This window comes from Komagataeibacter sp. SM21 (assembly GCF_041402665.1).
Lineage (GTDB): Bacteria > Pseudomonadota > Alphaproteobacteria > Acetobacterales > Acetobacteraceae > Komagataeibacter > Komagataeibacter saccharivorans.
The window spans coordinates 17,294-28,702 of sequence record NZ_JBGLOV010000003.1 but is presented as its reverse complement, the minus strand read 5'-3'; the positions used below and the strand labels follow the sequence as shown (position 1 = coordinate 28,702).

Here is an 11,409-nt window from a genome sequence, read left to right as displayed (position 1 = left end):
CGGTTTCATATGGGGTGGCGGTGCCCCGGAATCAGGTGGGCACGTCAACCTTGATCGGGCCTTCGCGCCGACCATGGGTAAACTGGTCCACGACCGGGTTGCCGCTGTTGAACAGTGTGGACGGCGCACCCTGCCAGATCAGCCTGCCTTCATACAGCATGCCGACCTGATCCCCGATCCGCTGGGCGGATGCCATGTCATGTGTGATGGCGATGGCGGTGGAACCCAGCTTTCGCACGCAATCGGCAATCAGCCCGTCAATCACGGCCCCCATGATCGGGTCGAGGCCGGTGGTCGGTTCATCAAAGAACAGGATTTCAGGCCGGGCTGCGATCGCGCGTGCCAGTCCCACGCGCTTCTGCATCCCGCCGGACAGTTCGGAAGGGGACAGGCCGCCCACGGCAGGGTCCATGCCCACCTGTTCCAGCAATGTGCCCGCGCGTTCGCGGGCCTGCGCGCGGGTCAGGCGTGGGCCATGGCCGTTGCGTGCCGCCGCCATCAGGCCGAAGGTCACGTTTTCCCACACGCTCAGACTGTCGAACAGCGCGCCGTTCTGGAACAGCATGCCAATTCTGGCCATGTAGGGTTCGCGCTGCCGGGCGGACAGGGTGGTCATTTCCACGCCGTCGATTTCGATGGAACCGGAATCGGGCGCCATAAGCCCGAGTATGCAGCGCAGCAGCACCGACTTGCCGGTGCCGGACCCGCCGATGACCACGAACGATGTGCCCCCCATGACATCAAGGTCCACCCCATCAAGCACCACCTTGGGGCCGAACGCCTTTTTCAGGCCGCGAATGCGGATCTTGGGTGTCTGTTGGGTCATTGCGAGAAGAATACGTCCGTCAGGAGATAATCGAATGTCAGCAGCAGGATCGATGCCGCAACCACTGCCGCGGTCGTGGCCGCCCCCACGCCCTGCGCGCCGCCGCGGCTGTTATAGCCATGGTAACAGCCCATAAGCGCGATCAGGAAGCCGAAGATGGCCGCCTTCACCAGTCCCACGGTCACATCCATCACCTTGAGGGAGGCCACTGTTGCCGCGATATAGGCGGATGCGGAAAAATCCAGCTTCATCACGCATACGGTAAAGCCGCCCAGCACGCCCAGGATATCGGCCACCAGCACAAGGAAGGGGAGCGCCAGCGTGCCCGCGACCAGCCGGGGTGTAACGAGGTATTTCATGGGATTGGTGGACAGCGTGCTCAGCGCATCGATCTGGTCCGTCACCCGCATGGTTCCGATTTCAGCCGACATCGCGGCCCCCACCCGGCCTGCGACCATAAGCCCGGCCAGAACCGGCCCCAGTTCGCGCGTGACCGCAAGGATGACAATCCCGGCAATGGCGTTCTGTGCATGGTACTGGGCGAAGCCGGTATAGGACTGAAGTGCGATCACCCCACCCGAAAACAGGGCGGTAAGGGCTACGACCGGCAGCGAAAAATAGCCGATTTCAACCAGCGTGCCCCGCAGGATGCGCCAGTAGAAGGGGGGGCGGATCACATGCGACAGGGCGACGGCGGCGAACAGCGCCACCCGTCCGGCCGTGCGGATGATGTCCAGAACCGTCCTGCCCAGACCGGCAACAGAATCGAGAACGCCGTTCACAACGCCCCCCGCGTGTAGGAATGATGACCGTATCGGACAACAGGTTCGGCAAGCATGTTCCTGCCGTAGCGCGCGCTGCCCCCCACGTCAAAGCGAAAGCGCATCACCCACCCGCCAGCCCCGGACCGGGCGCGGCCTGTCCTGTGCCGGGCGGGTGGGTGGCGGGCGGTCAGAAGCGTGCGGTCAGGCTGACATTGAATGACCGGCCCATGCCCGGCAGGGCGCGCAGCGATCCGGTCGCGGCGTAATCCGCCAGCGACCACCCGCCCAGCGGCAGGCTGTATTTCTGGTTCAGTACGTTGTCTATGCTGGCATCCAGCGTCATGTAACGCCAGGTGTACTGTCCTCCCAGCCCAAGCAGCGCATAGCCGGGGGTACGGGGTTCATTGCGCACCCAGTCCACCGTATCCTTAGCCTTGACGAAGGTCATTTCCACACGGCCGGTCCAGTTTTTCCACTGTTCATGCAGCGCCACGTTTCCGTTGGTCGGCATCTGGTGATACAGGCCCGCGCCATTGGTCAGATCCTGTCCGCGCACCCAATTGATGTTGGTCACGATCTCGCCATGGCCAAAACGGGCATTGTGCCACAGGCGATAATTGCCCGATGCGTTGATGCCATAGCTCTGGGCATTGTGGTTGACGAATTCCAGTGTCGAGAACTGCCCCGATGACGCGATGCGCCGCACGTTCACGTAATTATGAGTGTAGGTGTAATAGGGCTGGATTTTCAGGTCCCAGCGATCGCCGTCGGGGTCATGCCAGTCAGCAGTGATGCTGGCGGTATTGGCGACTTCCGGCTTGAGATCGGGATTGCCGACATAGCCGTTCCCGTCCCCGAACCAGTTGATCATGCTGGTGACCATGGCCGAACGCCCCCATGCGTAGCGTTCGTACAGATTGGGCGAGCGCGTCTTGCGGGCATAGCCGCCTTCGATCGACAGGTCGCGGCGTGGCTTCCAGCGGACAAGGGCGGTCACATCGAAGTTTACATCCGTCCGGCCCCGGTCGGTGGCGTTGAACTGGCTGGCGGCGGCGATGTTCGCGTTGCTCATCATGGAGGGCATGGTGGAATAGGGGGCGACCGGTCCCGTATTCATCATGACCAGATCATTGCGGAAACCCAGCAGGGTCGAGACGCGTGGTGTCCACGCGGCTTCCCATTCCACGAAATGGCCCAGACGGTCACGGTGGCCGTCATTGATGCTGTGATAGGTGTCAGGCCCCATCATCATGCTGCCCGCGACCGGTGGCCACCAGTCGTTCAGGCCGGAATGGTCGAATGAACTGCCCAGCCGCAGGGTATGTTTTTCCGCCAGCGCAATGGTGGCCTTGATGCTGTAGCCCGCCATGCGGGCATTGGTGTTCATGGGCATGTGGGTGGTTTTCCGCCGGTCGGGCAGGAAGTCCATCGCGTGGTCCTCGCGCTGCCAGTAGCCACGCGCTTCCAGTTCGCCCCAGTCGAATGTGCCGACATACTTGCCGTTTACATAAGTGGAGCGGTTGTTGGTCATGTCCATGTACTGGTTGGCGAATCCCTCATGCGGGGTGTCCTGCTGCCCGAAGGTCAGGGTGAGCAGGTGATTGTCCTTATGGACGCCAAAGGTCACGTCATGGTTGTAGGTCAGGTAGCTGGTCGAACGGACCAGACCGGCATCCCCGCCGCCCTTGTAATCGCCCGCCTGACTGTAGGAAGCATTGTAGCGCAGGCTGAACATGTCATTCGCCACCGTCAGGCTGCCCGATGCGCCATATCCGCCGCCATTGCTGCGATAGGTGCCGGTTACGTGGCCGGTAACCAGTATCTTGCCATGCCGTGCGAACTGCGGGTCACGGCGTTCCACGTCGATGGTGCCGCCAGTGCTGTCCCCGCCCATGCTGACGGGCGTGATCCCCGCAATGGCGGTGGCGGTTTCCACACTGTCGGAATCGATGAAGGACAGGGCGGGATTCATATGGTTCGGACAGCCGGAGGGGATGCGTACCCCGTCCACCACGGTTGCCACCCGGTCATCGGCCATGCCGTTGAGCGCGGGGAGTGCGGCAAGCCCCCCCGCCGAATAGGCACTGACCCCCGGCTGGTTACGGAACAGGCTGACCGCGTCGGGGCTGCTGAGGCGCGCGGCGGTGGTATCCGCCTGCGATGGCGAACTGGCGGACAGCAGGCGTTCGCCCATTGGGGTATCTTCGGCCGAGTCCTCGATCGACAGGCCGGGCAGGGTTACGGTGGTTTCAGCCCGTGCGGCATGGCACAGGCCAGCGGCCAGCATGCTGCCGCCAGCGGCCATCGCGATAAGCGTGGCCGGTGATTTTATGGAAGTCACTTTTCATGTCCTGAACAGGAGACCGGAAAGCGCATGCCCACGGGGCATGCGGCGGCATGGGGGTTCAGGATACGGAAGGTGGCCCCTGCGCAGGGGGAAGCCCCAGTATGACGGGCGGCGGCGCGCGCGGCTGGCTGATTGCATGCCGGGGGCGTGCCCACGTAACGGGCGGCAGCGGGACAAAGGGCAGGACGGTCAGGACCAGCGCAGGCAGGTGCAGCAGCGGGCACAGCGGGCAGCCTTCGGTATGGTCATGGCCCGGCTGGCTCATGGGGTCGGTATGTCCCGGCCCCATGTCATCCATCATGGTGTCGTGGCTGGCATCGGCCTGCGGCATGTCCGCCATGTGGGGCATCGGCGCGATGTCGATGCCTGTCAGCCGCATGATGGTCGAACGCGGCAGTTCACCCGGCAGGCTGCGGCTTTCAATCAGCAGTTGCCCCCACAGCCCCAGGCATGCGCACAGCACCATGATCCAGCGGATCGCAGGCATGTCATGCAGGAAAGGGTGGCGGGCGTGGCCCATGTTTGAACGGGTGCTTTCTGGCTGTAAGATAAGGGCGGTAACGGGTATGTGTTCTCGGATACGCCTACGTTTTTGTCAAATCTGGGTAAGGTCTTGCCACCGTAATGGATAGAAGCGTGCAGCAGCAGGACAGACGCGCAGGCAGGCTTGCCACACCGTTTTCCACCATGCCCGAACGTCCGGGCTGGCGCGCCATGGCTGCCGGCTGGGCCGTGCTTCTGGCGATACTGGTGCATGGCATGATCGGGGCATGGCTGTTACCGCGCCAGACGCCGGTGCATGAACCGGCGGGCGAAAAAAACAGCATACAGGTCTTTTTTGACCGGCCGGAGGTTGCGCCCGCGCCCACATCGGCTACGCCACAGCCACAGCCACAGCCACAGCCACAGCCACAGCCACAGCCACAGCCACAGCCACAGCCACAGCCACAGCCACAGCCACAGCCACAGCCACAGCCACAGCCACAGCCACAGCCACAGCCACAGCCAAAGGTGCGACAGCAGGATGAAATACGCCGGCCGGTGGTACGTCCGGCACCCACGGCGGCTCCGCCCGTTCCGGCGCATGCTGTATCTGGCCACAGCAGCGCAGGCGCGGTTGCTACACCGGGCGGACAACAGGTAGGCAGCGCGAGCCATCCCGCCATTGCGCCACAGAATGGCGCGACAGCAGGGACAACGGCATCATCCTCTACGGCACCACATTGCACCCAGCCTTCATGGCGTTACCCCGCAATGGCGCGGCATATGCACGAAGAAGGCAGTGCAGTGGTGGATCTGACACTCGGGGAACAGGGACAGGTGCTACAGACGACCCTGAAAACCGGCACCGGCTACGATGATCTGGACAGCACCGCCCTTGCTGCCGCCACAAAGGTGCAGTGTTCGGCACCGGGAACAAATCTGAATGGCAGACATGTATTGCTTCCGGTTACGTTTCATCTACATTGATTGAATTAATATTATATAATTCAATCGAGAAGAAATATTTCCTTTAATGAATAAAGGCTGTGGCGCGACCTGCACGCGCTACGATTTTAGCAGGAGAATTGAGGAGCGCATGCTCCCGGTTGAATACAGATCTGTAATATGAGGCATCTTGCCGCAGGCTGCCCGTGCCGCGACAGTAAAAACATATAAAGCATACGTTTTTACTTAATAATATATAACCAGTCATGGTCTGCGAGCTGCGGGACTCGAACCCGCACGCCCTGTTGCGGGCGCAAGATTTTAAGTCTCGTGCGTCTACCATTCCGCCAAGCTCGCATATGCCGCCCTGTTTAGCATAAGTGGGGCGCAGGACAATCGTCAGGCAGGGATTTTATTGGGCTGTCAGCCGGATGACTCCACCCGACATGCATAGGTGCAGGAATGGAGGCGTGTTTCTGATACTGGCCCGCCCGTCCGCGCAGGCCAGTATCAGGAAAACTTACTGCTGGAATGCGCGGGCCAGTATGTTCTGCTTTTCAAGTGATACCGGCAGGGTTGTATTGGTCAGGGCTATGCCCTGCCACCCGGCGCCCAGTGCGGTGTACAGGTTGATGGCATCCTGCAGGCGCTCCAGCCGCGCCATGGCTTCGGCATTCTGGGCGTTCAGGGTGGTGCGTTCCGTCGTCAGCACTTCCAGGAAGCCGACAAGACCGGCGGCATACAGCTTGCGGGCGCGTTCGCTGGCCAGCGCACTGTCTTCCGCCGCCTTGGCCAGCAGTTCCGTGTGTTCTTCATCATCATGCCATGCGGCCATCGCATCTTCGACTTCACGGAAGCCCTTGAGCACGGTCTGGCGATAGTTCAGGCGGCTGGCTTCCGCCGCCGCCTGCGTTGCGCGGACCTGCGATGTCATCTTGCCGCCGTGCATCAGCGGCAGCGATGCCATCATCAGGAACTGCCAGCTCATCGTGGCGGCTTCCGTCATTTGGGACATAACGGATGCGTTCGGGTTGAAGCTGATGGGGATGCTGAAATTCGGATAAAGCTGCGCCACCGCCATGCCGATTCGCGCCGTGGCTTCGGCGTACTGGCGTTCGGCTGTGCGGATGTCGGGACGGTTGGCAAGGACGATCGACGGCAGGGCCGCGGGGAATTCCGGCACCTTGGGCAGCGGTTTGGCTACCTTCAGTTCGATTTCCGACGTGCCCGGCATCTGTCCCATCAGCACATCAAGCGCATGCGTGATCTGGGAGATATGGGTCTTCAGCGGTTCACGCGCCGCGGTCTGGGAATCCAGTTCCGCCTTGGCTTGCGCGATCTGCATCGTGTTGCCCACGCCTTCCAGATACAGGCGGTTGGTCAGATCATAGGCATCCTGCGCGACGTGGATGTTGTTGTTCGCGATTTCCAGTCGCAACTGCTGGTCACGCAGCATCATGTAATCGCTTGCAACTTCGGACAGGATCATGACCATCAGCGCGCGACGTTCCTCGATCGTCGCCTCGACCGCGTATTTCTGCGCTTCCACGCTGCGGCGGATGCGACCGAACACGTCAAGCTGCCAGCTTCCGGCCATGCCGTAGGTCAGGTAGTTCGCATCCGGGTGGTTGGCCGGGTTGCCGGGGCGAAGGGGCCAGTTTTCGATATTGATCGAATACCGCACGTTGCCGCCGCCCGCATCGGCATCAAGCTGCGGATACCACTGCGATGCCTGCACATCGCGGATGGCGCGTTCCGCAAGGATGTGCTGCCCGGCTGCCTGCAGGTCGTAATTGCCTGCAATCGCCTTGTCGACCAGCCTGTCGAGTTCAGGGTCCTTGAACAGATGCCACCACTGCTTCAGTTCCCGGTCGGTTTCCTCGATCTCCTCCGGCGTGGCGGCGTGATCGTCCTCGGTGAACTTGGCCGGGGGTTTCATGCGGTCCGGCTGGTACCGCGGCCCGACCGTGCAGCCGGTCAGGAAGATGGCCGCGGTCAGGAACAGGCCGGTCCTGCGGGTAACGGAATTGATGTTCATGATCGTGCCCGGCGCCTTACAGATGGTCTTGCAGCCAGGTCGTCAGACGGCCGCGTTGGGTACGGGACTGGGGCCCGACGCTGATCGTGGCGGTCATGCCGGCGGCCAGCGTCACGCTGTCAGGCACGTGGTCCAGATGGATACGCACCGGGATACGCTGCGCCAGTCGCACCCATGTAAAGATCGGGCTGACATCCTGCAGGCCCAGCCCGTCGGGCTTGCCGTTCTGGTCGTTGATACCGCGCGCGATGCTGACGACATGACCGGGGATGATGTCCTTGTAACCCATGAGCTTGACGCGGGCTTCGTCACCCACATGCACGCCCCACATCTTGGTTTCTTCAAAATAGCCGTTGACCCAGTAGGAATCCGCATCGATCACCGCCAGCCGGGCATGTCCCTCGGTCACGTAATCACCAACCCGAAGGTTCAGGTTGGTGATGTTGCCGTTGACGGGGGAATACAGGATGGAGCGCTGCAGGTTCAGCTTGGCCAGATCAAGGGCCGCGCGGGCCGCGTCCACCGATGCGATCTGGGTTGCGACGTTCGAGTTGAAGACTTCCTGCTCTTCCGCCGACACGATGCCACCCAGCCCCATACGGCGGCGTGCGTCATTCTGCTTGAGCTTCAGGTCCTCCAGCGCGCCGTCCAGACGGGCCTGCGCCTCGCGGATGGCCAGACGGAAACGCACGGGGTCAAGCACGAATAGCGGGTCGCCACGATGGACGTACTGGTTGTCGACCACCGGCAGTTGCACCACCGTTCCCGATACTTCCGGCGCCACATCGACAACATAGACACGGACACGTCCATCACGCGTCCACGGGGCAATCATGTAGGTGTCCCATAAGGTGATTCCCATGACGATGGCCATCGTTACGACCGCCAGGGTCAGGACCACACGAATGAGGGTGCGCAGGAGGGGCATGGGGATTTCTCGAACCTTCTTGGGGCAGTCAGATGTACAGGATCATGAGGCAGAGGACGCAAGTGTATAGCGCGACCTCGAACAGGGCGAGATGCCAGAACCATTTCATGATGCCACACCACCATAACAGCGAGCGCAACAGCATGGTGACGGGCAGGGCCGCGACGGCATAGACCACAATCGGTGCCATGAAGACACCGAATAGATTGAATTCGCTCAGCATCAGGCGGTTCTCATTCCGAACGGTCCCGTTGAAGGAGAAGCAGGCGGGAACAGACGATGGCAGATGCCCCGCGTGTCCGCCGCTATCTGTAGCGGACCGGGCGACCGGAAGAAACCGGCAATGGCGCCAAAGTGCAAAGATGTCCGCCTTTTGCCGCCATCATGGCGGGTCCATCCGGCATCGGGTGCCATTATGGATGTGTCCTGTCCGACCCGAACGGGGGGAAGGGGAGCGACCGGGAAGTTCATGACGGTCCCCCCGCCACTTCGGCAGATGCGCCGGTCCGGTCATACAGATTGGCCTCGATCCGTTCGAAGACCGAATAGCAGGCCTGAAGTTCGGGGGTGGAGATGCCGTCCAGCAGGCGGCTCGATACCGCTTCAACCGCATGGCGGACCTGCCGGGCGATATGTTCGCCCTTGTCAGTCAGGCTGACCAGCTTGGAGCGTTTGTCCGCCCGGTCGGGGGAACGGAACACGAGGCCGCGGCGTTCAAGCACGTCAAGCAGGCGACCGACGGAAGGGGCTTCGATTTCAAGCGCGCGGACAAGGTCCGTCTGGCGCACGGGTGGCGGCAGCAGCCCCAGATACAGAACGGGCCGCCATGTCGCCTCGGTCAGGCCATAGTCGCGCAGGTCATTGTCGACCTGCCGCCGCCATGCGGCGCCAAGCCGGGCAAGACGACGACCGAACGACAGTTCTTTCTCGTTGCGCTCGAAATCGGGCATTGTGTTCCGTCAGCGGGGACATGCAGTTATTAAGCATGCAAACCATTTGCGTGCTTATTATATCCAACCGCTGCACGTTTCCAGAAAACGACAATGTGAGCCAATGCAATTTCGGCATGGATACTATCTGGCAATGACGTAGATCATTGCCAGATAGTCCGGGCGCAGGGGTGCTGGCTTATCTGCGGCGGCCCATCAGGGTCTGCAGCACGCCCCACACGGCACGCAGCGTGTGACGTGTCAGCGGTCCCGCCACCGTGGTGGCCACGGCGGACAGGGCCACCGTCTGCCGCAGTTCGTTCAGGGCATGTTCGCGGGCGAATCGCACGCGGATTTCTTCCGGGGTCATGTAGGAGCGCCGCCCCATGACCAGCCCCATCAGAACCACAAGCACATCGGCCGCGAACACCGTGGCCGCCGCCCCCAGCGCGCTGAAGCCCAGCGTCTGGTAGCAGAAGGCCCACAGCAGGCCGTGCCCTGAAATGACGGCAAAGAAAGCGAATATAGCTGCGACAACCAGAAATGCGGCCTGACGACCAAGACGGATTGCCATCAGTTTGCGTAGGGTCAGTTCCCCTTCGATGATGGTTCTGCCGATTTCGCCTATTCTCATGATGCTCGCATATCCTCTGGTTGCAGCAGGCTAAAACGCCTTATTTCGTCGCGCGGCCAAGAAAGTAGCCGATCACCGAGAAAATGGCGATAGCCACCAGCGAACGAGCGCGTGAGCCACCGCTTTTGGGCGCGTGTTCCGCGATCGTTTCGCGTGCGTTGCTGACCAGATGCTCGGCCTTGCCCGCGACATCATGCAGCGCCTGCTTGCCGTGTGCGCCCAGCAGGTTTTCGATCTGGCTTTTCAGGGCCTGCAGGTCTTCATGGGTAACCTGCTTGATGGTGTCTGTCTTGCTCATTGTCCGGTCCTTTATGAAGGGTAAAGTCCATAATCCTCTGGTAAGGAGGCAACCATTGCTTATAACGCGTTATCTCCCCAGTCAGGTTTCTGTTATCGCATGTCTCCTTTCTCCTTACGGCTGGTTGTCAACGCACTGAGGGCTTTTTCCGGTGCGTCCGCGCTGTCGTTTTCTGCATCCGCAGGGTCCTGTCTGGCCATTGTGAATGACCGCGCCGAATGTCTGTCGGTCGTGGCGGACATGCTGGTGGGGCAGACGGCGGTGCATGCGGGCCGGATCGAGGTCGACGGGGTCGATATCACGACCCTGCCCGCAGGCAGGCGACCCTGCGTGCTGGCAGGCTGGCGGGACCCGCTATTCGCCCATATGAATGTTCAGGCCAACCTGGCCTTTGCCCTGCGCGCACGCGGCGTGGGAACGCAGGCGGTGGCGGCAAGGGTGCGCGCGGTTCTGGCGCTGCTGGGACTCGACGGACTCGAAAACGCCAGTCCCCTTTCCCTCACGCGCGAGCAGACGCTGCGCGTCATGATCGGTCGGGTGCTGGTGCTGGACCCGGCCGTGCTGGTGCTGGAAGATCCGTTCACATCCCTGCCGCCGGTCAGCCGTGTTGCCATGCGCCGCCTTGTCGGGCGGCTTGTGCAGGCGCGGGGGCTGTGTGTGGTCCTGCTGACGCGGGAGCGTGAGGATGCGCTGCTTCTGGGTGATACCATCGCCTACATGTCGGGCATGGAAATCGTGCAGACGGGCACGGCGCTCGATCTGTTCGACCGCCCGGCCTGTGACCGGGTTGCCACCGGGTTCGGCCATGCCAACAGCCTGACGGTCCGCGTGGCCAGTATCGATGATGACGTGGCGCGGGCGCATCTGCCCGGTGGCCTGCCGGTCGAAGCCATGGCGGCACCCGACGTGGCGGCGGACCAGCTTGCCACGCTGTGCATCCGTCCCGACCGTATCGCGGTCATCTTTCCGACCCGCCCCGGCATGGCGGTCAGCGCCGACCCCGATGAACCGCCGCTGCTGGAAGCCACGCTGACCGACCTGCGGCAGATGGGCGATCATGTCCTGCTGCGTTTCCGGCTGGCCAATGGGGAGGAACTGCTTGCCCGCCGTCCCCCCGCGCCGGGACTGCAACGTGTGAAGCCGGGACAGACGGCCATGCTGGCCTGGCAGCCGGCGCAGGCAATTGCCTTTCCGTTCCGCGGCGAAATGGGGTAGCG

The 11,409-nt window shown here is 62.1% G+C and carries 12 protein-coding genes and 1 tRNA gene; 2 read left to right on the top strand and 11 right to left on the bottom strand.

Annotated features, from left to right (window positions below):
• Positions 1-31: 31 nt before the first annotated feature.
• The 4 genes from ACBR42_RS04045 to ACBR42_RS04030 all read right to left on the bottom strand — a co-directional run bounded on the left by ACBR42_RS04045 (position 32) and on the right by ACBR42_RS04030 (position 4,457).
• A complete protein-coding gene (locus ACBR42_RS04045) occupies positions 32-826 on the bottom strand; it encodes an ABC transporter ATP-binding protein (protein ID WP_102324897.1) in 795 nt (264 codons plus the stop codon).
• On the bottom strand, positions 823-1,608 hold the full coding sequence (locus ACBR42_RS04040) for an MlaE family ABC transporter permease (protein ID WP_371207332.1): 786 nt from the start codon (positions 1,606-1,608) through the stop codon (positions 823-825). The genes ACBR42_RS04045 and ACBR42_RS04040 overlap by 4 nt, the downstream gene beginning before the upstream one ends.
• A gap of 169 nt (positions 1,609-1,777) precedes the next feature.
• The gene (locus tag ACBR42_RS04035; RefSeq protein WP_243705366.1) at positions 1,778-3,877 is read right to left on the bottom strand and encodes a TonB-dependent receptor; all 2,100 of its coding nucleotides are present in this window, start codon (positions 3,875-3,877) and stop codon (positions 1,778-1,780) included.
• A gap of 118 nt (positions 3,878-3,995) precedes the next feature.
• Positions 3,996-4,457, bottom strand: a complete 462-nt coding sequence (locus tag ACBR42_RS04030; protein ID WP_371207331.1) for a DUF2946 domain-containing protein — start codon at positions 4,455-4,457, stop codon at positions 3,996-3,998.
• Between the two features lie 104 nt (positions 4,458-4,561).
• On the opposite strand from ACBR42_RS04030, the gene ACBR42_RS04025 reads away from it, so the two are divergent.
• A complete protein-coding gene (locus ACBR42_RS04025) occupies positions 4,562-5,407 on the top strand; it encodes an energy transducer TonB (RefSeq protein WP_371207330.1) in 846 nt (281 codons plus the stop codon).
• A 230-nt stretch (positions 5,408-5,637) separates the two neighbouring features.
• Here the strand turns inward: ACBR42_RS04025 and ACBR42_RS04020 are convergent.
• The 7 genes from ACBR42_RS04020 to ACBR42_RS03990 all read right to left on the bottom strand — a co-directional run bounded on the left by ACBR42_RS04020 (position 5,638) and on the right by ACBR42_RS03990 (position 10,192).
• Positions 5,638-5,722: transfer RNA gene (locus tag ACBR42_RS04020), tRNA-Leu, on the bottom strand.
• Between the two features lie 163 nt (positions 5,723-5,885).
• Positions 5,886-7,403, bottom strand: coding sequence for an efflux transporter outer membrane subunit (locus tag ACBR42_RS04015; protein ID WP_102324886.1), 1,518 nt, complete (start codon positions 7,401-7,403; stop codon positions 5,886-5,888).
• 16 nt (positions 7,404-7,419) lie between these two features.
• Entirely contained in the window at positions 7,420-8,331 is a 912-nt protein-coding gene (locus tag ACBR42_RS04010; RefSeq protein ID WP_102324885.1) for an HlyD family secretion protein, read from the bottom strand.
• Between the two features lie 28 nt (positions 8,332-8,359).
• Complete coding sequence (locus ACBR42_RS04005; protein ID WP_010510087.1) at positions 8,360-8,554, bottom strand: DUF1656 domain-containing protein; 195 nt, start codon at positions 8,552-8,554, stop codon at positions 8,360-8,362.
• 244 nt (positions 8,555-8,798) lie between these two features.
• Entirely contained in the window at positions 8,799-9,281 is a 483-nt protein-coding gene (locus ACBR42_RS04000; protein ID WP_102324884.1) for a MarR family winged helix-turn-helix transcriptional regulator, read from the bottom strand.
• A 178-nt stretch (positions 9,282-9,459) separates the two neighbouring features.
• A complete protein-coding gene (locus tag ACBR42_RS03995) occupies positions 9,460-9,894 on the bottom strand; it encodes a hypothetical protein (RefSeq protein ID WP_118962688.1) in 435 nt (144 codons plus the stop codon).
• A 40-nt stretch (positions 9,895-9,934) separates the two neighbouring features.
• On the bottom strand, positions 9,935-10,192 hold the full coding sequence (locus ACBR42_RS03990) for a hypothetical protein (protein WP_102324882.1): 258 nt from the start codon (positions 10,190-10,192) through the stop codon (positions 9,935-9,937).
• Positions 10,193-10,291: 99 nt separating this feature from the next.
• On the opposite strand from ACBR42_RS03990, the gene ACBR42_RS03985 reads away from it, so the two are divergent.
• Complete coding sequence (locus ACBR42_RS03985; protein WP_371207329.1) at positions 10,292-11,407, top strand: ABC transporter ATP-binding protein; 1,116 nt, start codon at positions 10,292-10,294, stop codon at positions 11,405-11,407.
• Positions 11,408-11,409: the final 2 nt, after the last annotated feature.